The organism is Mycobacterium sp. E342 (assembly GCF_001667665.1).
In the GTDB taxonomy this organism is placed as follows: Bacteria; Actinomycetota; Actinomycetes; order Mycobacteriales; family Mycobacteriaceae; genus Mycobacterium.
Genome location: NZ_LZJM01000032.1, coordinates 1 through 20777, shown reverse-complemented (window position 1 = coordinate 20777; position 20777 = coordinate 1). Strand labels below are relative to the sequence as shown.

Sequence of the window (20777 nt, the reverse complement as noted above, 5' to 3'; positions counted from 1 at the left end):
GCGTCACCGTACGCCAGCATTGGGGTTCGTGACGTCAAGACCGCGCGCGCTGGTGACCGCGCCCCTGCGGGGGCCCGGGTTCGCCAAGCTCCGGGAGCTGGCGGACGTGGTCTATGACCCCTGGATCGAGCAGACCCCGCTGCGGATCTACAGCGCCGAGCAGCTGGCCGAACGCATCGCCGCCGAAGGCGCCGATGTCGTTGTGGTGGAAAGCGACTCGGTCGCCGGGCCGGTGTTCGAACTGGGCCTGCGGGTGATCGCCTCTACCCGCGGGGACCCCAACAACGTCGACATCGCCGCGGCCACCGCGGCCGGTGTACCGGTGCTGAACACCCCGGGCCGCAACGCCGACGCGGTCGCCGAGATGACGGTGGCCCTGCTGCTCGCCGCGACCCGGGGGCTGCTGCCCGCGGACGCGGATGTCCGCAGCGGCAACATCTTTCGCGACGGCACCATTCCCTATCAGCGGTTCCGCGGCTGGGAGATCGCCGGGCGCACCGCCGGGTTGGTGGGCCTGGGCGCCGTCGGGCGCGCCACCCGGTGGCGGCTGACCGGCCTGGGCATGCGCGTCATCGCCCACGACCCGTACAACGACGACGCACGGCACGGCCTCGACGAGCTGCTGAGCGAGGCGGACGTCGTCTCCCTGCACGCGCCCGTCACCGACGACACCGTCGGCATGATCGGTGCGCCGCAGTTCGCCGCCATGCGCGACGGCGCGGTCTTCCTCAACACCGCCCGCGCTCAACTGCACGACACCGACGCGCTTGTCGAGGCGCTGCGCGGCGCAAAGGTGGCCGCAGCCGGACTGGACCACTTCGTCGGCGAATGGCTGCCCACCGACCACCCGCTCGTCGGCATGCCCAACGTCGTGCTGACGCCCCACATCGGCGGCGCCACGTGGAACACTGAGGCGCGGCAGGCGCAGATGGTGGCCGACGACCTGGAAGCGTTGCTGGCCGGCGACCCGCCCGCCCACGTCGTCAACCCGGAGGTGCTACGGCCATGAAGTTCGTCGACCACCCCGAATCCGCGGTGCTGGACGCGGCCAAGGACATGCTGCGCCGGGGCCTGGTGGAGGGAACGGCCGGCAACATCTCCGCGCGGCGCCCCGACGGGAACATCGTCATCACGCCGTCGTCGGTCGACTACCGCGACATGCAGCTCGACGACCTCGTCCTGGTCGACCCGGACGGCGCCGTGCTGCGCGCGGCGGACGGCCGCTCGCCGTCGTCGGAGATGCAGCTGCACCTGGCCTGCTACCGCGCGTTCGACGATGTCGGAAGCGTCATCCACAGCCACCCGGTGTGGGCGACGATGTTCGCGGTTGCGCACCAACCGATTCCGGCCTGCATCGACGAGTTCGCCGTCTACTGCGGCGGCGACGTGCGGTGCACCGAGTATGCCGCGTCCGGCACGCCCGACGTGGGCGCCAATGCGGTGAAGGCGCTCGACGGCCGGGGTGCCGCGTTGATCGCCAACCACGGCCTGGTGGCCGTGGGCCCGCGGCCGAACAAGGTGCTGCACATCACCGCCCTGGTGGAGCGCACCGCCCAGATCGTCTGGGGCGCAAGGGCACTCGGCGGCGCGGTGCCCATCCCCGAGGACGTGAACCGCAACTTCGCCGGCGTCTACGGCTACCTGCGCGCGAACGCCTGATGCGCCCCGTCCGGTTCGGTGACGCGCGGGTGACGCGCGTGCTCGAACTCCAATTCGACCTGGGCACACAATTTTTCCCCAACACCCCGGCATCGGGTTGGCGGGACAACGCCGACCTGCTGGTGCCGGACTTCTTCGACCCCTCGACCGATCAGTGGCACATCGCGATCCAGAGCTGGGTGATCGAGGTCGACGGGCTGACCGTCGTCGTGGACACCGGTGTCGGCAACGACCGCCCGCGCCCGCACATGCCGCCGCTGGACCACCTGAACACCGGGTTCCTGGCCGCGCTGCGGTCGGCGGGCGTCGACCGCAGCGCCGTGGACGTGGTGGTGAACACCCACATCCACTCCGACCACGTCGGGTGGAATACCATGCTCGACAACGACAGGTGGGTGCCGACGTTTCCCAATGCCCGGTACCTGCTGCCCGCCAAGGACTTTCGCTTCTTCGCGCCCGACGGGCCCGCGGCGCGGCGGACGCCGCGTACCGACGAGGAAGCGGCCCAGCAGCAAGGCGACCGGCTCGTGTTCGCCGACAGCGTGGCGCCCATCGAGGAAGCGGGCCAGCTCGTCGGATGGTCGGATGACTACCAGATCAGCCGGTCGCTGCGGCTGCGGCCCGCCCCGGGGCACACCCCCGGCTCCTCGGTGCTGTGGCTGGATGCGGGTGAGCCTGCGGTCTTCGTGGGCGACCTCACCCATAGCCCGCTGCAACTCCGTCGACCCGCCGACGCCTGCGCCTTCGACGTCGACGCGCCGGCCGCCGCCGCCACCCGCCGCCGGGTCTTCACCGAGGCGGTCCGGGCGAAAGCGGCCGTGCTCCCCGCGCACTACCCCGGTTGCGGCGGCGCGACGATCCGCGCCGACGACGACCGCTTCGACATCGATCGCTGGCTGGGCTTCGAATCCCTCTGACAGCTATGGCGTTTCGGGTTGATTGGCTCGAAGTCCGCGGAACAGTCTCATCCGGTGGACGTTGACCCGATAGAACAGGCCCGGAAACCGGCGGTACAGGTGCCAGATGACCTGAACCACAGCGGGAAACACGATCAGCGGTCGATTCCGCTCCGCGCCACGCAGGATCGCGCGGGCCGCGGCCTCAGCGGTCATCTGGGGCATCAGATAGTGGGTGCGCCGACTCAACGTCGCCACCTGCTCGCGCGGCATGTTGACCACGACCATATTGTCGTAGATCTTCGTCTTCATGTCGCCCGGACATGCTGCACTCACCTTCACGCCGAGGTCGACTCCCTCAGCCCGCAGGGAGAGCGAAAGGCCGACGATCCCATGCTTGCTGGTGCAGTATGCGGCGTTGCCCGGCTGGGGAACCAGCCCGCTCAGCGAGGAAACGTTGATGATGTGCCCATGGCCCTGGCGCGCCATTGCCCGGTAGGCGTGCACCGACCCGTACACCACACCCAGCAGGTCGACATCGAGCACGCGACGCCATTGCTGCATCGACAGGTCTCGCGAATCCCCGCCGATCGCGATGCCGGCGTTGTTGATCATGTAGTCGATGCGCCCGTATTCGGAGACGGTGTTCTCGATCAGCTCCGCCATCGCGATCGGGTCGGCCACGTCGACGGGCACGGCTACAGCCGGTGCGCCGGCCTGCGCCAGGCGCTGGGCCACCTGACGTGCTGCGTCGCCGTCGATGTCGGCGACCACGACCGTCGCGCCTCGGCGCCCGAGTTCCTCGCACAGCGCTTCGCCCAGACCCATTCCGCCGCCGGTGACGATCGCCACGGCGTCCTCGAAGTTCGTGAACCGTTGCATGGCCGGGGCCTCTCGGGTGCGTTACTACACTCGATATAATATTACTCTTGATATAACTTTTCTGGAAGGAGTCGCGACGGCGAGCGCGATGAGCCTGCGGGAACGCAAGCGACGGCAGACTAGGCAGGAGCTGATCGGCGCGGCGATGCGACTGTTCGAGGAGAAGGGTTACGAGCAGACCACGGTCGCCGAAATCGCTTCGGCCGCAGGTGTGTCCACAAAGACGTTCTTCAATTACTTCGCGAGCAAGGATGAGGTCCTCTTCCCCCACCTCGCCCGCCGGATCGACACCGCGGTGGCGCTCATCGATCAGCGCGGATCCGATGATCGATTGGCCGATGTCCTCCTGGCAGCGATGCAACACATGTTGGCCGACGCCCTCACCGAGGAAGTCGAGGGCGGCCTGGCCGCGGTGCGGTTGCCGATGATCCTGTCGGTACCCGCCGTCCAAGCGGCCACCCTGCACCGATACTTCCTCGCCGAGACCCGATTGGCCGCGGCGCTCCATGGCGCCTATTCCGACGTGCTCGACCCGGCGGCCGCTGCCGCCGTCGTCGGCTCGGTCATGGGGGCGGCGATTGCCGCGGCACTCGTCTGCCTGCAAGGCGGCGGCACGACTGAACAACTGCGCGCCGCGGTCGAACACGCCATCGATATCACGATGCGCGGCGTGGGCAATCTCCCCACTACGTAGCGTCTCGCCACCGGCGGGGCGAGACGCCGTGCGCCCGGCTGAACAGCCGGCTGAAATAGCCGGGATCGGACATTCCGACCCGCCAGGCGACCTCCCGGATGGGCAGGTCGGTTTCGGCGAGCAACCCGCGGGCCGCGGCCATGCGACGGTCGGTGATCCACTCGCCGACCGTGCGCCCGGTGCGGCGCCGCACGACGGTGGTCAGGTGTCCGGGCGTCACGCCGAGTTCGCCCGCGACGTCGCGTAGCGACAACGGCTCGGTGTGCCGGCGGTCGATCGAATCGAACACCTCGGCCAGCAGCGGCTCGCCCGCGCGGCGCAGCTCGGCCACCGCCGGGCCCGCCAGCCGCGCGAGGTCGATCAACAACAGCGTCAGATGCGCCAGCGCGGCCTGCCGATAGCCGTCCTGCCGCGCGAGCAGCTCGGCTTCGATCGACCGGATCGCGGCGTCCCATGCCGGTCGCCGCGCGGTGGGCACCTGCAGCCGCAGGATGCCGCCGGTGTGCCCGTGCAGGAACGGAAACAGCAGCGGGTGTCCTCGCCACGCCGGCCAGGGCGATCGCCCGTCCTCGCCCAGGGCCGCGGGGTCGAAGAACACCGCGACACCGTCGTCGAGGTCTTCCAGGCGGCCGGGGTCGAGCACCTCACCCGCGGCCGCCACGTAGACGAGCGAGGGCGACGGGAGGTACCAGAGCGCCGGGAAGTCGTGGATGTGGCGACCGCGTTCGACGAAATCCTCGGGGCCGGACCGCACCACCGCGACCGGGGGCGTGTCCGGATCGGTCCGGTATGCATAGACCGGCACCCCGGCGAGCTGACGAACCATCCGGGCCGGTCGCGTCATATCGCCAAAAATAGTCCTACTTTGACCGAGGATCGACCAATTCTTGACTCTGTCAGCGGTTCACCATGGATCACGTGACGAAACATCATCCACATGACTACCTGCCCGCCGCCGGTCACGACGCGCTGTTGCCGACCTACGACCTGATATCACGCCTGCTCGGCATGAGAAGGGTCCACGACGCGCTCCTCGCGCAGGCCGAACTCGACGACTGCCGTCATGTCTTGGAAATCGGCTGTGGTACAGGAAATCTCGCCATTCGGGCGAAGCGCTCCCACCCGCACCTGGAGGTCATCGGATGCGATCCCGACCCGCGCGCGCTGGGCCGGGCGAAACGAAAGGCGGCCGGGATCCGCTTCGAGCAGGGCTACGCCGAACGGCTCCCCTACGCCGACGGCGAATTCGACCGGGTGCTGTCGTCGATGATGCTGCATCATGTCGACGAGGGCACCAAAGCGACTGCCGCTCAAGAGATCTTCCGGGTTCTTCGCCCCGGCGGCCGGCTGCATCTGGTCGACGTCGGCGGCGACATGACCGATGACCAGGGCCTGCTGGCGCGGCGAATCAGGCGCAACCACCACGCGGCGGGCAACCTCGGCGACGCGATCCCGCGCCTGCTGCGCGGGGCGGGGTTCGAGTGCACCGAGGTCGCCTCGGAGCGGCACCGCATCCTCGGGCGGTTGAATTACTATCGCGCCACCCGCCCCGCCTAGGCCGCCGGTTACGGTTGGTGCCATGGCGCCCTACCGCGTGGTTCAGTGGTCCACCGGCAACATCGGGAAGCGAGCGCTCGGCATCCTGCTCGACCGCGACGACTTCGAGGTGGTGGGCGTGCACGCCCTCGGGGCGGGGAAAGTGGGGCGCGACGCGGGGGTGCTCGCGGACCGGCCCCCGACCGGCGTCACCGCGACGGGCGACGTCGACGCGCTGCTCGACCTCGCCCCGGACTGCGTGAACTACATGCCGCGCGCCATCGACTACGACCTGGTGGAAAGGATGCTGCGCCGGGGCATCAACGTGGTCACCACCGGGGATTTCCTGACCGGCACCCACCACCCGGTTGAACTCCCGGCCCTCGAGGAGGCGGCCCGACGGGGCAACGCGACCTTCCTGGGGACGGGCTTCGAGCCGGGCTTCATCAACGTCGTCGCCGGGTTCCTCACCGGCGCGTGCCGACGGGTGCACAGCGTCAAACTCGTCGAAACGTTGGACTGCACAACCTATCCCATACAGGACGTCTGGAAGGTGCTCGGATTCGGCAAGCCACCGCGCGAGCGGGTGACGCACCTCGACCCGGCGGCGCAACGATACGGCCTCGGCTACTTCGAGACGCTGGACATGATCGCCACCATGCTGGGCACCGAGCTCGACTCCAAGGAGGCATTGGTCGAGCCCGCGGTCCTGACCCGGGACCTGGATCTGGGCTGGGTGAAGTACGCCGCCGGCACCGCCGGGGGCCAGCGCCGCACCTATCGCGGCTATCGCGGGGGCCGCCCGGTGGTCGAGCTCGCCATCTGCTGGACCATGAGCGACGACGCGCTGGACCCGCGATGGACCGACCCCAAGGGTTTCAACGTGGTGATCGAAGGCGAGCCACGCGTAGACGCGACGATCCGCTTCGGCAAACCCGGCGAGGACGTGATGACCGTGTTGATGGACAGCACCGCCGTCGCGGCGGTCAACGCCATACCGTTCCTGTGCGACGCGCAACCGGGCGTCATCACGCCGATCGATCTGCCCGTCACCGGATCCCGGGGCGCCCTGCTCTAACGCTGGTCGCGTTCAGGGGGCCGCCAGCCCGGTTGCCGCCGACCGGCGGAAGCGTACAGTGGTGGCAGCTTGTTATATCGGCTAAATATTAGCCTAACTACTTCTGAACGGGGCGAGCATGAATTCCACCAGGTACGAGGGCGACACCTGGGACCTGGCATCCAGCGTCGGGGTGACCGCGACGATGGTCGCCGCCGCCCGCGCCGTCGCGACCCGCGCCGAGCGTCCGCTGATCAACGACCCGTTCGCCGAGTCGCTGGTGCGGGCCGTCGGCGTGGACCTGCTCACCCGGCTGGCGACCGGCGAAGTGAGCCCGGACGAGCTCAACGACGCGCACGACGGCGCGACGGGGTCCGCCGGCGCCATGTCCCGGATGGCCGACAACATGGCGGTGCGCACGAGGTTCTTCGACGAATTCTTTCTGAACGCGACGCGCGCGGGAATCACGCAGGCGGTGATTCTGGCCTCGGGGCTGGACGCTCGCGCCTACCGGCTGGCGTGGCCCGCCGGGACGGTCGTGTACGAGGTCGACCAGCCGCAGGTCATCGACTTCAAGTCGCGCACCCTGGCCGAACTGGGCGCCACGCCGACCGCCGAGCGGCGCGTGGTGGCCATCGACCTGCGTGACGACTGGCCCGCCGCGCTGCGGGCCGCCGGCTTCGACCCGGCCCAGCCCGCCGCCTGGAGCGCCGAGGGCCTGCTCGGCTATCTGCCCCCGGAAGCGCAGGACCGACTGCTGGACACCATCACCGAACTCAGCGCACCGGGCAGCCGGTTGGCCGTCGAGAGCGCGCCCAGCCCCGAGCCCGGCGACGAGGACAAGATGAAGGAGCGCATGCAGCAGATCTCCGAACGCTGGCGTGCGCACGGCTTCGACCTCGACATGGCGGGGCTGGTCTACTTCGGGGAACGCAACGAGGCGGCCCCCTACCTGCGCGACCGGGGCTGGGCGCTGAACGGCGTCAGCATCCGGGAGTTGTTGTCGGCCAACGGGCTTCCGCCGCTCAAGGACGACGACATGCGCATGGGTGAAGTGCTTTACGTCAGCGGCACGTTGGACGAGAGATAGGAGCCATTGCATGACTGTGGAATCGGGACGCACAGAAGGCGATAGTTGGGGCCCCGGGCACAGCGTGGGAGCGACGGCCACCATGGTGGCGGCCTCCCGCGCGGTGGCGTCGCAGGGCCCCGATGCGCTGCTCGACGACCCGCTGGCCGAGCCGCTGGTCCGCGCGGTCGGCCTGGAGCCCTTCATCCGCATCGTGGACGGGCAGGTCGATTTCGAGGACGACCCGCTGTTCAACCGCAAGGCCCGGGCCGAGCAGATCACGGTTCGCACCCGCTTTTTCGATGACTTCTTCACCGGCGCCACCAAAGACGGTGTGCGACAGGCGGTGATCCTGGCCTCCGGCCTGGACACTCGCGCCTACCGCCTGCCATGGCCGGCGGGCACCGTCGTCTACGAGATCGACCAGCCGCAGGTCATCGCGTTCAAGACCGACACGCTGGCCGGGCTCGGCGCCGCCCCGACCGCCGAGCGCCGCGCGATCGCCATCGATCTGCGCGACGACTGGCCGGCTGCGTTGCGCGAAGGCGGGTTCGACGTGACGCAGCCGACCGCGTGGAGCGCGGAAGGGCTGCTCCCCTACCTGCCGCCCGAGGCCCAGGACCGGCTGTTCGACAACATCACCGCGCTCAGCGCGCCGGGCAGCCGGCTGGCCACCGAGCACGTGCCCGACCCCAACGCGTTCTCCGACGAGCGGTTGCAGCGCATCAGCGAACGGTGGCAGCGCTTCGGCTTCAACCTCAACGCGGCCGACCTGTTCTACCGCGGGGAACGCAACGTCGTCGCCGACTACCTGACCGGCCAGGGCTGGCGGGTGACCGCACATCCGGCCCGGGAGTTGTACGCCCAGAACGGGTTTGAATTCCCCGAGGACGAGATGTCGGCCACCTTCGGCGAGTTGAGTTACGTCGCCGCGACACTGGCGTAGCGGATTGACTAGGGTTTCGCCTATGTCACGCGCTCACGACGACGAGTGGGACCTGGCGTCCAGTGTGGGCGCGACGGCGACCATGGTGGCCGCCGGGCGCGCCATGGCGACGAAGGATCCCCGCGGCCTGATCCACGACCCGTTCGCCGAACCGTTGGTGCGCGCGGTGGGGGTGGACTTCTTCACCAAGATGATGGACGGCCAGCTCGACCTGGACGCGATCGAGAACGCTTCGCTGGTCCGCGTGCAGGCGATGGTCGACGGAATGGCCGTGCGCACCAAGTACTTCGACGACTACTTCGTCAAGGCGACGGCGGACGGAATCCGGCAGGTGGTGATCCTGGCCTCCGGGCTGGACTCGCGAGCGTACCGGTTGCCGTGGCCGGACGGCACGGTGGTCTACGAGATCGACCAGCCCCGCGTGATCGAGTTCAAGACCGCCACGTTGGCCGGCATCGGTGCCGAACCGACGGCGACGCGGCGCACCGTGCCGATCGATCTGCGCGCCGACTGGCCGGCCGCGCTGAAGGCGGCCGGATTCGATGCGACTGCGCCGACCGCGTGGCTGGCCGAGGGTCTGCTGATCTATCTGCCGCCGGAGGCCCAGGACCGGTTGTTCGACAACATCATCGCGCTCAGCGTCCCCGGCAGCACGATCGCCACCGAATTCGTGCCCGGCATCGTGGATTTCGATGCCGACAAGGTGCGGGAGATGTCGGGTTCCTTCCGCGAGCACGGCGTGGACATCGACATGGCGTCGCTGGTCTACGCCGGCGAACGCAACCACGTCGTGGACTATCTGCGGTCCAAGCACTGGGACGTCGAAGGCACGACCCGCACCGAGCTGTTTGCGCGCCAGGGCATCGAGGCGCCCGCCCCGGAAAACGACGACCCGCTCGGCGAGATCATCTTCATCAGCGGCGGGCTCACCGCCCTCAAAGCCTAGGTCCTCAGAACCGCGACTGCCCCGGCCACAACACCGTGGTGCCGCCCAGCGACTGTTCGACGTTGTCCAGGATGCCGCCGACCGTGCGTCCGAGCAGGGCCGCCAGTGCGTCCGGCAACGACGCGGCGGCCGGTTGCGACGAGGCCCGGGGGCGCACCATGTCCAGCAGCGAGGAGCCCGGATAGCTGACGACGCGCACTTCGCTGTCCACGTCCAGGCCGGCCAGCACCTTGGCCCGGCGGACCGCGGTGCGGAAGCCGCCGAGCTCGTCGACCAGCCCGTGCTTGAGGGCGTCGGCGCCGGTCCAGATTCGTCCCTGCGCAACGCGATCGACGGCCTCGGCGGTCAGGTTGCGCGCTTCGGCGACGCGCCGCACGAAGTCCGCATAGAACAGGTCCGCCTCGGCTTCCCGGTGGGCCTGCTGCTCCGGTGTGAAGGGCGCGTCGATCGACCACGCGTCGGCGTTGGCGTTGGTGCGCACGGTGTCTGACCCCACCCCCAACCGCTCCAACAGATCTCGGATCACCAGCTTGCCGATGATCACCCCGATCGACCCGGTGACGGTCGCCGGGTTGGCGATGATCACGTCGGCCCCCATCGAGACGTAGTAACCGCCGGAAGCGGCGACCGCACCCATGGAGGCCACCACCGGCTTGCCCCGCTTCCGCGCCCTGCTCACCTCGCGCCAGATGCTTTCCGACGCGGTGATCGTGCCGCCGGGACTGTTGACACGCAGCACGATCGCGGACACCGAGTCGTCGGCGGCCGCCTCCCGTAGCGCCGCCCCCATGGTGTCGCCGCCGGCGGTGGTGGCGCCGAACGGCAGGAACCCGGGACCACCGCGCCCGTCGACGATCATGCCGTCGAGGGTGATGACGGCCAGGGTCGGCTTGGGCCGCCGGCCCGGAACCGGTGGTTTGGGCGGGGTCAGCCGCGGGCGGGCCGCAGCGGCGTAGCGAGTCAGATACAGCCGCGGCGGATCGGTGTCATCCGAAACATCTTTCACGCCAACCATTTCCGCTATGCGGGCATATGCCTCGTCGCGGAATCCGATCCGGTCGAGCAGACCGGCGGCCACGGCGTCGTCGCGCAGCAGTGGCGCGCGGTCGGCCAGCGCGTCGAGCGTCCCGGGTTCGAGTTTGCGCGAGTCGGCGATCGCCTGCCAGGCCTGCTCCTGCAGGCTTTCCAGCATCCGGGTGACGGCCTCGCGGTGGGCCGTGGTGAAGCCGTGTTCGGTGAAACGGTTTGCCCACGACTTGTATTGGCCGCGGGCGACGAACTGGGGTTCGATGCCCGCCTTGTCGAACGCGTCGCGCAGGAAGGTGGCGTTGCTGGCGAAGCCGATCAATCCGACGCTTCCCGAGGGCTGCATCCAGACCTCGCCGAACGCCGAGGCCAGGTAGTAGGACAGCGTCCCCGGGTAGGTTTCGGCCCAGGCCAGCGACGGCTTGGCGGCGCTGAACGCCGTGATGGCCTCGCGCAGCTCCTGCACCGCCGCCGGCGGCGACGCCGCAAGTTGCACCCGGGCGATCAGCCCGGCGACCCGTGGGTCCTCGGCCGCGCGGTGGATGGCGGCGACCGCGTCGCGCAGCGCCATCGGTTTCCCGCCGGTGAAGATCGCCAGCGGGTCGAACCCCGTGGCCTCCGGCGGCGCCGAACGCAGGTCGAGCTCGAGCACGCAGCCGTTCGGGACGCCGTGGTGGCGGGCGGTGTCGACTCGTCCGGCCAGCGCGCGGACATCGTCGGCCCCGGGAATCGAGGGCAGGAAGGCGAACATGTTTGCAGCGTACCGACACCGCCGCCGTACGGTGGTGGGGTGAGGTTCTCCATCGCGATCCCCCAATTCGACTACGACGGGTTCGACGCCGAAGGGTTGCGCGACTATCTCGTTCGCGCCGAAGAGCTCGGCTTCGAGGGCGGCTGGGTGCTCGAACAGATCATCGGGGAGGCGCCGCTGCTGGCACCGCTGGAGCTGCTGGCCTACTGCGCGGCCTGCACCGAGCGCCTGCGGCTCGGCGTGGCCGTCCTGGTGACGTCACTGCACGACCCGCTGCAGCTGGCCTCGTCGGTCACCGCCGTCGACCGGCTCAGCCACGGCCGGCTCGACGTCGGCGTCGGGACCGGCGGCGGCTTCCGCAGGTTCGCCGCGTTCGGCGTCGAAAAGTCCACGTACATCTCGTATTTCACCGAGGGGCTGGAATTGATGAAGGCCGCCTGGTCCGACGAGCCGCGGATCACCTTCCACGGCCGGTTCCGCGACGTCGACGACCTGCCCATCCAACCCAAACCGGTGCAGCGGCCACATCCGCCCATCTGGTTCGGCGGCCTTGCCCCCAAGGCCCTGGCCCGGGCGGTGCGCCACGGCGATTCGTTCCTGGGCGCCGGCTCCTCGACCACCGAGGCGTTCGCCGGAGCGGTCACCGTCGTGCGCCGCGAACTCGACGAACAGCGAAAGGACGCGGCGCATTTCACCATCGGCAAACGGGTCTACCTGATGGTCGACGACGACGCGGCACGCGCCCGCGAGCGGGTGCTCGCCGGGCTGCGCCGGATCTACGGCAGGATGCCGGGCGTCGAAGACGTTCCGGTGTCCGGGACGCCCGACGACGTCGCACGCGGGCTGCGGGAGGTGATCGACGCGGGCGCGCAGTACCTGCTGCTCAATCCCGTCGGCGTCGGCGTACCCGAGAACCGCGAGCAGATGGAACGCCTTGCCGCGGAAGTGATTCCGCGGCTGGGTTGATCACAGCTCGGTGGCCGAGCCGCCCGCGGCGGTGATCTTCTCGCGGGCGCTGCCGCTGAACTTGTGCGCGGTCAGGTCGACCTTGACGGACAGCTTGCCGTCACCGAGAACCTTGACCAGCGCGTTCTTGCGCACAGCGCCCTTGGCCACCAGGTCGTCGACCCCGATGGAGCCGCCCTGCGGGAAGAGCCGGTTGATGTCGCCGACGTTGACGATCTCGTACTCGGTGCGGAACCGGTTGCGGAACCCCTTGAGCTTGGGCAGCCGCATGTGGATCGGCATCTGCCCACCCTCGAAGGTGGCCGGCACGTTCTTGCGGGCCTTGGTGCCCTTGGTACCGCGGCCGGCGGTCTTGCCCTTCGAGCCCTCACCGCGACCGACGCGGGTCCGGGCGGTCTTCGACCCCGGGGCCGGCTTCAGGTCGTGCAGCTTGATGGTCACTTGGCCTCCTCCACGACCACGAGGTGGTTGACCACCGCGATCAGGCCGCGGGTCTGTGGGTTGTCCTCACGGACCACCGAGTGGCGGATCCGTCGCAGGCCCAGGGTGCGCAGGGTCTCCCGCTGCTTCCAGCGGGCCCCGATGGTGCTGCGCACCTGGGTGATCTTCAGTTGGCTCATTGCGGTGCCGTTCCCTCTCGCGCGGCACTGGCGGCCAGCGCTTCACTTTCCCGCCGCGCCTTGAGCATTCCGGCGGGGGCGACGTCCTCGATGGGCAGCCCGCGCCGGGCCGCCACCTCCTCGGGACGCTGCAGCAGCTTGAGCGCGGTGACGGTCGCGTGCACCACGTTGATCGCGTTGTCGCTGCCCAACGACTTGGCCAGGATGTCGCGCACCCCGGCGCATTCCAGCACGGCACGCGCCGCGCCGCCGGCGATCACACCGGTACCAGGGCTCGCCGGCCGCAGCAGCACCACGCCGGCGGCCGCTTCACCCTGCACCGGGTGCGTGATGGTGCCGCCGATCAGCGGCACGCGGAAGAAGCCCTTGCGTGCCTCCTCGACGCCCTTGGCGATGGCGGCCGGAACTTCCTTGGCCTTGCCGTAGCCGACGCCGACCATGCCGTTGCCGTCACCCACGATGACCAACGCGGTGAAGCTGAAGCGCCGACCACCCTTGACCACCTTGGAGACGCGGTTGATGGCGACCACCCGCTCCAGGTAGTTGCTCTTGTCGCCGTCGCGGTCGCGACCACGGCCACGGTCACCGCCGTCGCGCCGACCGCGGCTGTCGCGGTCACCGCGCGAGTCACGGCTGTCCGGGGCCCCTTGCCCGCCGGCCGACTGTTCCGCCATTATGCGGTCCTTCCAGTCTTGTTCGAGGTCTCGATCATCTAGAAACTCAATCCGTTCTCGCGTGCGGCATCGGCCAGCGCCGCGATCCGTCCGCCGTAGGTGTACCCGCCGCGGTCGAACACCGCGGTGTCGATACCGGCGGCCTTGGCGCGCTCGGCGATCAACTGGCCCACCCGCACGCTGCGGGCCTTCTTGTCCCCCTGCAGGCCGCGCACGTCGTCCTCGATGGACGACGCTGCGGCCACCGTGGTGCCGTTCTCGTCATTGACCAGCTGCACGTGGATGTGGCGCGAGGACCGGTTGACGACGAGGCGCGGACGCTCCGGCGTGCCCTCGATCTTCTTGCGCAGTCGTGCGTGCCGACGCAGCCGGGAGATCCGGCGGGTTGCGGACACGCTCTGCCCCACCGGCTTTCGCGCGGCGTTGTCAGGTTGTTTTTGCGCCATGACTACTTACCTGTCTTTCCGACCTTGCGGCGGATCTGCTCGCCCTCGTAGCGCACGCCCTTGCCCTTGTACGGGTCGGGACGGCGCAGGCGGCGGATGTTCGCCGAAATCTGGCCGACCTTTTGCTTGTCGATCCCGGAGATCGAGAACTTCGTCGGTGACTGGACCGCGAACGTGATGCCCTCGGGCGCCTCGATGACCACCGGGTGGCTGTACCCCAGCGCGAACTCGAGGTTGGCGCCCTTGAGCTGCACGCGGTAGCCGACCCCGAAGATCTCCATCTTGGTGGTGTAACCCTCGGTCACGCCGGTGACCAGGTTGGAGACCAGGGTGCGCGACAGCCCGTGCAGCGAGCGGTTGCGCCGCTCGTCGTTCGGACGGCTGACCACGATCGCGCCGTCCTCGTTGCGCGCCACCGTGATCGGTTCGGCCACCGTCAGATTGAGGTTGCCCTTGGGCCCCTTCACCGAGACGTTCTGGCCCTCGATCGTTACGTCGACTCCGGAGGGAACCGGAACCGGCTGCTTACCAATACGCGACATATCTATTCCCTCACCACACGTATGCGAGGACTTCGCCGCCCACGCCCTGTCTGGCTGCCTGGCGGTCGGTCAACAGGCCCGAGGAGGTCGAGATGATCGCCACACCCAGGCCGCCGAGCACGCGCGGCAGGTTGGTCGATTTCGCATAGACCCGCAGGCCGGGCTTGGACACTCGCCGCAGCCCGGCGATGCTGCGCTCCCGGCTTGGCCCGTACTTGAGCTGGACGACCAGCGCCTTGCCGACCCGGGCGTCTTCCGTTCGGTAGTCGGTGATGTAGCCCTCGGCCTTGAGGATCTCGGCGATGTTCGCCTTGATCTTCGAGTGCGGCAACGTCACCTCGTCGTGATACGCCGAATTGGCGTTGCGCAGACGTGTCAAGAAGTCTGCGATCGGGTCCGTCATAGTCATGACAGGCGTGTCACCTTCCTCGCGGCGGTTCCCGTTCCGGGCCTACCGCGCAACTGTTTGGGGCTCGTTACCAACTGCTCTTTTGCACGCCGGGCAGCTCGCCCGCGTGCGCCATCTCGCGCAGGCAGATCCTGCACAGCCCGAATTTGCGGAAGACCGCGCGCGGGCGGCCGCACTTGTTGCAGCGCGTGTAGCCGCGCACCGCGAACTTCGGCTTGCGTGCGGCCTTGTTGACCAGTGCCTTCTTCGCCATGCTCAGTTCTCCTTGAAGGGAAAGCCGAGGGCCCGCAACAGCGCTCGTCCTTCGTCGTCGGTCGTCGCCGAGGTGACGACGTTGATGTCCATGCCGCGGACCCGGTCGATCTTGTCCACGTCGATCTCGTGGAACACCGACTGCTCGGCCAGCCCGAAGGTGTAGTTGCCGACTCCGTCGAACTGCTTGGGCGACAGGCCGCGGAAGTCACGGATACGCGGCAGCGCGATGGAGGTGAGGCGGTCGAGGAACTCCCACATCCGGTCGCCCCGCAGGGTGACCCGCGCACCGATCGGCATGCCCTCGCGCAGCTTGAACTGGGCGATGGACTTGCGCGCCCGGCGGATCTCCGGCCGTTGACCGGTGATCAGCGCCAGGTCGTTGACCGCGCCGTTGATCAGCTTCGCGTCCCGAGCCGCGTCGCCGACGCCCATGTTGACGACGACCTTCGTCACCGTCGGGATCTGCATGACGTTGGCGTAACCGAACTGCTGCTGCAACGAATCACGAATCTCGTTGCGGTAGCGCTCTTTCAGACGCGGCTGAACTTTTTCTGCAGTGGTCATGCTAGATGTCCTTGCCATTGCGCTTGGAGATACGAACCCGCTTGCCGGTCTCCTCGTCGACCCGGTAGCCGACGCGGGTGGGCTTACCGTCGGAGTCGACGACCATCACGTTGGAGGCGTCGATCGGCGCCTCCTGAGTGACGATTCCGCCGGACTGGGCTCCACGCTGGTTGCTCGAAACCGCGGTGTGCTTCTTGATCGAGTTGACGCCCTGGACCAGGACCCGGTTGCGCTCCGGGTAAACCTTGAGCACCTTGCCTTTGGCGCCCTTGTCTTTGCCGGCGATGACCAGGACGGTGTCGTCCTTCTTGATCTTCATCTACAACACCTCCGGGGCCAGCGAAATGATCTTCATGAACCGCTTCTCACGCAGCTCGCGGCCGACGGGGCCGAAGATGCGGGTGCCGCGCGGGTCGTTGTCGGGCTTGATGATCACCGCGGCGTTCTCGTCGAACTTGATGTAGCTGCCGTCCGGGCGGCGGCGCTCCTTGACCGTCCGCACGACGACGGCCTTGACGACATCCCCCCGCTTGACGTTGCCGCCGGGGATGGCGTCCTTGACGGTGGCGACGATGACGTCGCCGATGCCCGCGTAGCGTCGCGACGAACCGCCGAGCACGCGGATGCACAAGATCTCCTTGGCGCCGGTGTTGTCGGCCACCTTCAGCCGCGATTCCTGCTGAATCACTCGATCTCCTGACCTGGTTGCGTGTGCACGGCAGGAGGCAAGCCACAGCCCACCGAATAACCTGACATGCGCGGTCTTTGTCACCGAAGGGCACGCGGGGCCGATTCGCACCGGCCGAGGTCTGCCCAAGGCAACCCCTAGAGTCTAGGGGACGAGCAGCTCAGAGCCAAATTCGCGGCCGAGGCGGGTGCGAGGCCGGTTCAGCGAGCGGTTTCGCCGATTCTTTCGATATCGCCGAGGTGGTGCACGCCTTCGTGCATGGCCTGCCGCACGAGCCAGCGGGCGGTGCGCTCCTCCCCCGGCAACCGGGTTGCCGTGCGGTCCCAGCCGGGACCTTTGGTGCGCGCGACTTCGTCGCGGAAGCCCGCCGCGGCGGCCGCCAGCTCGTCGAGCGTGGCATCGATGTCGCAGTCGTTGTATCGGAAGCGGCGGGCCCGCAGATCGTTGAACATCGGCTCGCACGCGGGCTGGTGCTCGGTGCGGACGCGGTACAGCCGGATGGTGAAACTGACGTAGACGTCGCGCACGTGGCAGAGGTACTCGGCGACCGACCATACTTCCGGGCTGGGACGCACCCGTCGCGCTTCGGGCGGGATCGCGGAGACCGCAACCCGGACGGCGTCCGGCAGGCCGGCGATCACGCCGATCGCGTCGTCGAGCCGAACACTCGAATAACTCAGCTCACAGCGTTCACAGACGTGGTCTTCGCCGGCCAACGGGGGCAGCGGTGCGGGCATGGGGCAATTTTCCACCTAGAACCGTGCTGGGGTTTCGTCGGTGGTGGATTGCTAAGCCTTTTGCGCGCCCGCCAGCCAGGCTTTTACGTCGTAATAAGCGGGGCCGTCCGTAGCGGTTATTCTTCTGCACGAGACGAAGCTCGATGTGCCGGGCGCGAGGTTGTACACGTATTGATCGTTGAACTGCTCGCCACCTTTTGTGCGTTGAACCGCCACGGTCGCGCGGATCGGAAAATCCTTCGAGGCGTTGACCACATGCCAGGAATAAAAGCCCCCGCAGGCGTTGTCCGGCCAGCTTTCGACCGAAGCCAGGTGGGTCGGCTCAACGGTGTCGGCCCACGCGAATCCGGGCGAACCGACGATCGGAACGCAAACGGCGAGTAACGCAACACCTTTAGCGACGAATCTCACGATCATGTTCTCCACGGTTGAACACACGCATTTTATCGCCGCAGCGTTCGAGACGCTGACGAAATTGGGTGCTTTGTTCCGCACGCCGGCCACCCTTTAGAACGGTGGCGGCTCGTCATCGGCTGGTGGTGCGGGGCCGGTTTGTGTGGTTTGGGCGCCAAGCCGCGCCCGGCGGTTGTGTTTGCGTTCGGTGGTGATGCGAGTGGCGCGGTCGTGGGCGCGGGTGCGGCGGCGTCGGGGCATCATGGCCGTGCGCTCGGCGCAGTAACCCTCGATGGCCGCGTCGGCTCCGGGGACCTCGAGCGCCGCGGTGGGCCGGCACAGGCCGGGGAACAACAGGGCGCTGCCCGGGGTGGTGATGTAGCGGTGCCCGTCGGGCAGCCGCCAAATCACGCTGCCGTCGGGGAGCTGTTCATCGCGCCACCCCCAGAAGGTCTTGAGTAGATGATGCAGCCGGCACAGGCATTTGAGGTTCGACGCGTGCGTGACCCCGCCGTCGGCATAGGCGACGGTGTGGTCGATGTCGCAGCCCGCCGCGGGCTGATCACAGCCCGGCGCCCGACACGTCAAATCCCGACACCGCACGAAATCGGCCAACGCACGCGACGGCACATAGCCCGGCTCGGGTGGGGCGTCGCCGGGGTGGATCAGCGGCACCAGCTTGGCCGAGGCGGCCAGCTCGGCGATCAGCTCGGGTGGGATCAACCCGTCGGCGCGGAGCTCCGAGGCCGGGGCCGCCCCATCGCGCCCGTCCACGGTGGCCTGCTCGGCGAGCACATGGATCACCACCGGACCCGCCGGCGTCCGGCCGCCGGCCGCACAATCCGCGCGCCCACAGCGGCAGCCCAGCCGGTCGGCACCGGCCGCCAACGCCCCCAGCGCGTCAGCGCGGCGCTGAGCTCGGGTGCGCGGATCATGCGCGCACACCGTGGCCGCCAACGCGTTCAGCCGCGCCTCCAACGCGTGCGCGTCAGGGCTGAACAACACACCCTCCAGGCGGGCCAGCCCCTCCCCCATCTCACCGATCCACACCTCACGGCCCGCGGCGCGGTCGCGGCGCCGGCGCACCGCATCGGCATCGGCGCCCGCCACGATCTTGTCCACCCGGGCGGCCAACCGCGCCGGGGTCAACGACGGCCACCGCGCCACCTGTGCGGCCAACCGCCCATCGACGGCCGCCACCACCTCGGCATCGGTGATCAACTCGGTGCGAAACACCAGCGTGGCCACCATCCGGAAATCGATATCCCCGGCGGCGAACACCGCGGCCACCTTCGGCAGCCGCTGCCGCAGCGCGCGGGCATACCGCACCCGGCTGGCCGCCAACCCCTGACTGATCCCCAACTGCGCGGCCACCTCGGCGGCCACCGCCGCCTCGGTATCCACCGCCCAATCCTCGGTCTCCCCACACCGCGACAACCGATAGGCGAACAACTCCCCGATCGCCGCCAACTGCGCGGCGACGGCCCGATTCTCCAGCCGCGCACAACACGACACCCGCTCCAGCAGCCCCGAAGACTCCGCGGTCTTCGAGGGATACCGCCGCTCGAAGTGCTCATCGAAGGCGGCGATCACCTCTGCCGACGACACCCGGGAACCGAACATATATTCGATATTGCCACGCGGGTACGACAGAACTAGTCCCCTTGCCGCACCCAGGAGAAGATGTACAGGCTCATCGCCGTCACCAGCGCCAGCAGCACCCACTGCACCAACGCTTGGTCGATCCATGAACCGGGCGGCGGGCTGCCGGGAAGGATGTTGCGCAGCGGTACGACGGCGAACAGCATCGCGGCGTACCACGTGCCGAACGGTGGCACGAACTTCCGCCTGCCCATCGCCATCGGAATGGCCACCAACAGCGCCACGGTCGGCAGCGCCATCAGGACAAGGCAGATCACCAGGTCGAAGACAAGCGGCCCGTCGGCCCGCTCCAAGGTGACGACCACGTTGCCGGTGTCCATCGACCGCGAAGTCCGAAGCCCGCTCGGGTCGCGCACACGCTCGACGTTGATGCTCCAACCGTCCAACGATCCGGTTACCTCGACGATGGCCGGCACCTTCTTGCGGTTGTCACCTGCCCCCACGAACGCATCGGCCGCGATCGGCTCGGTCTTGTACTTGTCGAATGGCCAGTTCCGCGGATTTCCGTGCGCCTCGATGGTGGTGGTGAGTTGCGCCGGCGCCTTTCCCTTGGGGTAGTTCAGGTCCCCGAGGTCGCTCGTCGGATACAGCCGCACGGCGACGTCGTTGCCCAACACGTCGAATCGTGGGTCGTACTGCGCAACCCCCGGATAAACGAGGACGTTGACGGTGAGCCGGTTCGCGACGGGTTTCAGCTCCTCGACGCGTAGCTGCACGATGGTGGCGTCGCCCCCACCCTGGCTCAGATCCAGGGGAGGGAGCGGGCCCGATTCCCGCTGCAGCGCATGGACCCCCAGCAGCGAGAGCGCGTAGGTGATGACGACGGTGACCAGGATGGCCACACCGATCTCGATCTGCGACTTCTTCAACTTCGGCGGCTTGACCTTGCCCGCCGATTTTTTCTTTTTCTTCGGCGCCGGATTCGTCGGCGCGGCCGGCGCACCGACCGCCGGTTGGGCCGACGCGGGCGCCGGCGCCTCAGACGTCATCGGCCGACCGGCGTGGCTGCTTGCTGGTGCCGCGCGGGCATGGCTGCCGAGGTGCACTGTGTCGGGGCGCCACGTGGTGGGATGCTAGCGAACAGCCCTGCCGCTCGCGCGGCGAATTCCCATGTCCGCGTGCGCCTGGCGGTTCCGTCACCGCAGTCGCAGGACTCGGCGACCTCCCACATCGGGTTTCGCTGCGTGGCCGACGCGGGGTCGCGCTAGCAAACGGTTCGCCGTGTCGCCGCCCGGTGCCGATGCAAGCCGTCGTCCAGTGGGTGAACCGAGGATGTCCAGCGGGTGACGGAACCGCCAGGCGCACGCGGACATGGGAATTCGCCGCGCGAGCGGCAGGGCTGTTCGCTAGCATCCCACC

27 protein-coding genes and 1 pseudogene are annotated in these 20777 nt (G+C 68.6%); 11 read left to right on the top strand and 17 right to left on the bottom strand.

Annotated features, from left to right (window positions below):
• Positions 1-28: 28 nt before the first annotated feature.
• Genes A5692_RS01810 through A5692_RS01800 form a run of 3 tightly spaced genes read left to right on the top strand, consistent with a single transcriptional unit; the run spans position 29 to position 2576 of the window.
• Positions 29-1009 carry an NAD(P)-dependent oxidoreductase gene (locus A5692_RS01810; RefSeq protein WP_068051475.1) on the top strand — a complete coding sequence of 327 codons (981 nt, stop codon included), beginning with the start codon at positions 29-31 and terminating at the stop codon, positions 1007-1009.
• Complete coding sequence (locus A5692_RS01805) at positions 1006-1659, top strand: L-fuculose-phosphate aldolase (protein ID WP_068051453.1); 654 nt, start codon at positions 1006-1008, stop codon at positions 1657-1659. The genes A5692_RS01810 and A5692_RS01805 overlap by 4 nt, the downstream gene beginning before the upstream one ends.
• Positions 1659-2576, top strand: a complete 918-nt coding sequence (locus A5692_RS01800) for an MBL fold metallo-hydrolase (protein WP_068051451.1) — start codon at positions 1659-1661, stop codon at positions 2574-2576. The genes A5692_RS01805 and A5692_RS01800 overlap by 1 nt, the downstream gene beginning before the upstream one ends.
• Positions 2577-2579: 3 nt before the next feature.
• On the opposite strand, the gene A5692_RS01795 is transcribed toward A5692_RS01800, so the two are convergent.
• The gene (locus A5692_RS01795) at positions 2580-3437 is read right to left on the bottom strand and encodes an SDR family oxidoreductase (protein ID WP_068051449.1); all 858 of its coding nucleotides are present in this window, start codon (positions 3435-3437) and stop codon (positions 2580-2582) included.
• Between the two features lie 88 nt (positions 3438-3525).
• Between A5692_RS01795 and A5692_RS01790 the strand changes: the two genes are divergently transcribed.
• Entirely contained in the window at positions 3526-4131 is a 606-nt protein-coding gene (locus A5692_RS01790) for a TetR/AcrR family transcriptional regulator (protein WP_068051447.1), read from the top strand.
• On the opposite strand, the gene A5692_RS01785 is transcribed toward A5692_RS01790, so the two are convergent.
• Complete coding sequence (locus A5692_RS01785; RefSeq protein ID WP_068051445.1) at positions 4124-4975, bottom strand: AraC family transcriptional regulator; 852 nt, start codon at positions 4973-4975, stop codon at positions 4124-4126. The genes A5692_RS01790 and A5692_RS01785 overlap by 8 nt on opposite strands.
• A gap of 74 nt (positions 4976-5049) precedes the next feature.
• On the opposite strand from A5692_RS01785, the gene A5692_RS01780 reads away from it, so the two are divergent.
• From A5692_RS01780 to A5692_RS01760, 5 genes are all read left to right on the top strand, one after another.
• Positions 5050-5688, top strand: a complete 639-nt coding sequence (locus A5692_RS01780) for a class I SAM-dependent methyltransferase (protein ID WP_369830247.1) — start codon at positions 5050-5052, stop codon at positions 5686-5688.
• A gap of 22 nt (positions 5689-5710) precedes the next feature.
• A complete protein-coding gene (locus A5692_RS01775) occupies positions 5711-6745 on the top strand; it encodes a dihydrodipicolinate reductase (RefSeq protein WP_068051441.1) in 1035 nt (344 codons plus the stop codon).
• Positions 6746-6863: 118 nt separating this feature from the next.
• Positions 6864-7814: a class I SAM-dependent methyltransferase gene (locus tag A5692_RS01770; RefSeq protein ID WP_068051440.1), complete on the top strand. Its 951-nt coding sequence runs from the start codon at positions 6864-6866 to the stop codon at positions 7812-7814.
• 10 nt (positions 7815-7824) lie between these two features.
• Complete coding sequence (locus A5692_RS01765; protein ID WP_068051438.1) at positions 7825-8739, top strand: class I SAM-dependent methyltransferase; 915 nt, start codon at positions 7825-7827, stop codon at positions 8737-8739.
• A 22-nt stretch (positions 8740-8761) separates the two neighbouring features.
• Positions 8762-9685, top strand: a complete 924-nt coding sequence (locus A5692_RS01760) for a class I SAM-dependent methyltransferase (protein WP_068051436.1) — start codon at positions 8762-8764, stop codon at positions 9683-9685.
• A 4-nt stretch (positions 9686-9689) separates the two neighbouring features.
• On the opposite strand, the gene sppA is transcribed toward A5692_RS01760, so the two are convergent.
• Entirely contained in the window at positions 9690-11462 is a 1773-nt protein-coding gene (gene sppA, locus A5692_RS01755; RefSeq protein ID WP_068051434.1) for a signal peptide peptidase SppA, read from the bottom strand.
• Between the two features lie 39 nt (positions 11463-11501).
• Between sppA and A5692_RS01750 the strand changes: the two genes are divergently transcribed.
• A complete protein-coding gene (locus A5692_RS01750) occupies positions 11502-12428 on the top strand; it encodes an LLM class flavin-dependent oxidoreductase (protein WP_068051432.1) in 927 nt (308 codons plus the stop codon).
• On the opposite strand, the gene rplO is transcribed toward A5692_RS01750, so the two are convergent.
• The 14 genes from rplO to A5692_RS01680 form a co-directional block, all read right to left on the bottom strand.
• The gene (gene rplO / locus A5692_RS01745) at positions 12429-12869 is read right to left on the bottom strand and encodes a 50S ribosomal protein L15 (RefSeq protein WP_068051430.1); all 441 of its coding nucleotides are present in this window, start codon (positions 12867-12869) and stop codon (positions 12429-12431) included.
• Positions 12866-13048, bottom strand: a complete 183-nt coding sequence (gene rpmD, locus A5692_RS01740) for a 50S ribosomal protein L30 (protein WP_068051429.1) — start codon at positions 13046-13048, stop codon at positions 12866-12868. The genes rplO and rpmD overlap by 4 nt, the downstream gene beginning before the upstream one ends.
• The gene (gene rpsE, locus A5692_RS01735) at positions 13045-13722 is read right to left on the bottom strand and encodes a 30S ribosomal protein S5 (protein ID WP_068051427.1); all 678 of its coding nucleotides are present in this window, start codon (positions 13720-13722) and stop codon (positions 13045-13047) included. The genes rpmD and rpsE overlap by 4 nt, the downstream gene beginning before the upstream one ends.
• Positions 13723-13760: 38 nt before the next feature.
• Positions 13761-14129 carry a 50S ribosomal protein L18 gene (gene rplR, locus A5692_RS01730; RefSeq protein ID WP_082962315.1) on the bottom strand — a complete coding sequence of 123 codons (369 nt, stop codon included), beginning with the start codon at positions 14127-14129 and terminating at the stop codon, positions 13761-13763.
• A 41-nt stretch (positions 14130-14170) separates the two neighbouring features.
• A complete protein-coding gene (gene rplF / locus A5692_RS01725; RefSeq protein ID WP_068051423.1) occupies positions 14171-14710 on the bottom strand; it encodes a 50S ribosomal protein L6 in 540 nt (179 codons plus the stop codon).
• A 10-nt stretch (positions 14711-14720) separates the two neighbouring features.
• Positions 14721-15119 (bottom strand): 30S ribosomal protein S8, encoded by a 399-nt coding sequence (rpsH, locus tag A5692_RS01720; protein ID WP_068051420.1) that lies wholly within the window; start codon positions 15117-15119, stop codon positions 14721-14723.
• 67 nt (positions 15120-15186) lie between these two features.
• Positions 15187-15372 (bottom strand): type Z 30S ribosomal protein S14, encoded by a 186-nt coding sequence (locus tag A5692_RS01715; protein WP_003873499.1) that lies wholly within the window; start codon positions 15370-15372, stop codon positions 15187-15189.
• A gap of 2 nt (positions 15373-15374) precedes the next feature.
• Entirely contained in the window at positions 15375-15938 is a 564-nt protein-coding gene (gene rplE / locus A5692_RS01710) for a 50S ribosomal protein L5 (protein WP_067924213.1), read from the bottom strand.
• 1 nt (position 15939) lies between these two features.
• Positions 15940-16257 (bottom strand): 50S ribosomal protein L24, encoded by a 318-nt coding sequence (gene rplX, locus A5692_RS01705; protein ID WP_066945894.1) that lies wholly within the window; start codon positions 16255-16257, stop codon positions 15940-15942.
• Positions 16258-16626 carry a 50S ribosomal protein L14 gene (rplN, locus tag A5692_RS01700; RefSeq protein WP_003403649.1) on the bottom strand — a complete coding sequence of 123 codons (369 nt, stop codon included), beginning with the start codon at positions 16624-16626 and terminating at the stop codon, positions 16258-16260.
• 200 nt (positions 16627-16826) lie between these two features.
• Positions 16827-17363 (bottom strand): DinB family protein, encoded by a 537-nt coding sequence (locus A5692_RS01695; protein WP_068051418.1) that lies wholly within the window; start codon positions 17361-17363, stop codon positions 16827-16829.
• 51 nt (positions 17364-17414) lie between these two features.
• Positions 17415-17867, bottom strand: a complete 453-nt coding sequence (locus tag A5692_RS01690) for a hypothetical protein (protein WP_156765876.1) — start codon at positions 17865-17867, stop codon at positions 17415-17417.
• Between the two features lie 3 nt (positions 17868-17870).
• Entirely contained in the window at positions 17871-19379 is a 1509-nt protein-coding gene (locus A5692_RS01685; RefSeq protein ID WP_068051415.1) for an HNH endonuclease signature motif containing protein, read from the bottom strand.
• Between the two features lie 32 nt (positions 19380-19411).
• Positions 19412-20407 (bottom strand): DUF4436 domain-containing protein, encoded by a 996-nt coding sequence (locus A5692_RS01680; RefSeq protein WP_082962312.1) that lies wholly within the window; start codon positions 20405-20407, stop codon positions 19412-19414.
• Between the two features lie 126 nt (positions 20408-20533).
• Here A5692_RS01680 and A5692_RS30300 point away from each other — a divergent pair.
• Positions 20534-20626 (top strand): annotated as a pseudogene (locus tag A5692_RS30300) (formylglycine-generating enzyme family protein); the annotation flags it as partial.
• Between the last annotated feature and the right edge of the window lie 151 nt (positions 20627-20777).

Bases quoted from the DNA above. Each gene is read 5' to 3' on its own strand.
- A5692_RS01770 (WP_068051440.1), top strand. From the start codon at position 6,864: ATGAATTCCACCAGGTACGAGGGCGACACCTGGGACCTGGCATCCAGC.
- sppA (WP_068051434.1), bottom strand. From the start codon at position 11,462: ATGTTCGCCTTCCTGCCCTCGATTCCCGGGGCCGACGATGTCCGCGCG.
- rplE (WP_067924213.1), bottom strand. From the start codon at position 15,938: ATGACCACTGCAGAAAAAGTTCAGCCGCGTCTGAAAGAGCGCTACCGC.
- A5692_RS01765 (WP_068051438.1), top strand. From the start codon at position 7,825: ATGACTGTGGAATCGGGACGCACAGAAGGCGATAGTTGGGGCCCCGGG.
- A5692_RS01685 (WP_068051415.1), bottom strand. From the start codon at position 19,379: ATGTTCGGTTCCCGGGTGTCGTCGGCAGAGGTGATCGCCGCCTTCGAT.
- rpsH (WP_068051420.1), bottom strand. From the start codon at position 15,119: ATGACTATGACGGACCCGATCGCAGACTTCTTGACACGTCTGCGCAAC.
- A5692_RS01695 (WP_068051418.1), bottom strand. From the start codon at position 17,363: ATGCCCGCACCGCTGCCCCCGTTGGCCGGCGAAGACCACGTCTGTGAA.
- rpsE (WP_068051427.1), bottom strand. From the start codon at position 13,722: ATGGCGGAACAGTCGGCCGGCGGGCAAGGGGCCCCGGACAGCCGTGAC.
- rplF (WP_068051423.1), bottom strand. From the start codon at position 14,710: ATGTCGCGTATTGGTAAGCAGCCGGTTCCGGTTCCCTCCGGAGTCGAC.
- rplX (WP_066945894.1), bottom strand. From the start codon at position 16,257: ATGAAGATCAAGAAGGACGACACCGTCCTGGTCATCGCCGGCAAAGAC.
- A5692_RS01785 (WP_068051445.1), bottom strand. From the start codon at position 4,975: ATGACGCGACCGGCCCGGATGGTTCGTCAGCTCGCCGGGGTGCCGGTC.
- A5692_RS01790 (WP_068051447.1), top strand. From the start codon at position 3,526: ATGAGCCTGCGGGAACGCAAGCGACGGCAGACTAGGCAGGAGCTGATC.
- A5692_RS01800 (WP_068051451.1), top strand. From the start codon at position 1,659: ATGCGCCCCGTCCGGTTCGGTGACGCGCGGGTGACGCGCGTGCTCGAA.
- A5692_RS01775 (WP_068051441.1), top strand. From the start codon at position 5,711: ATGGCGCCCTACCGCGTGGTTCAGTGGTCCACCGGCAACATCGGGAAG.
- A5692_RS01680 (WP_082962312.1), bottom strand. From the start codon at position 20,407: ATGACGTCTGAGGCGCCGGCGCCCGCGTCGGCCCAACCGGCGGTCGGT.
- A5692_RS01805 (WP_068051453.1), top strand. From the start codon at position 1,006: ATGAAGTTCGTCGACCACCCCGAATCCGCGGTGCTGGACGCGGCCAAG.
- rpmD (WP_068051429.1), bottom strand. From the start codon at position 13,048: ATGAGCCAACTGAAGATCACCCAGGTGCGCAGCACCATCGGGGCCCGC.
- A5692_RS01760 (WP_068051436.1), top strand. From the start codon at position 8,762: ATGTCACGCGCTCACGACGACGAGTGGGACCTGGCGTCCAGTGTGGGC.
- A5692_RS01715 (WP_003873499.1), bottom strand. From the start codon at position 15,372: ATGGCGAAGAAGGCACTGGTCAACAAGGCCGCACGCAAGCCGAAGTTC.
- A5692_RS01795 (WP_068051449.1), bottom strand. From the start codon at position 3,437: ATGCAACGGTTCACGAACTTCGAGGACGCCGTGGCGATCGTCACCGGC.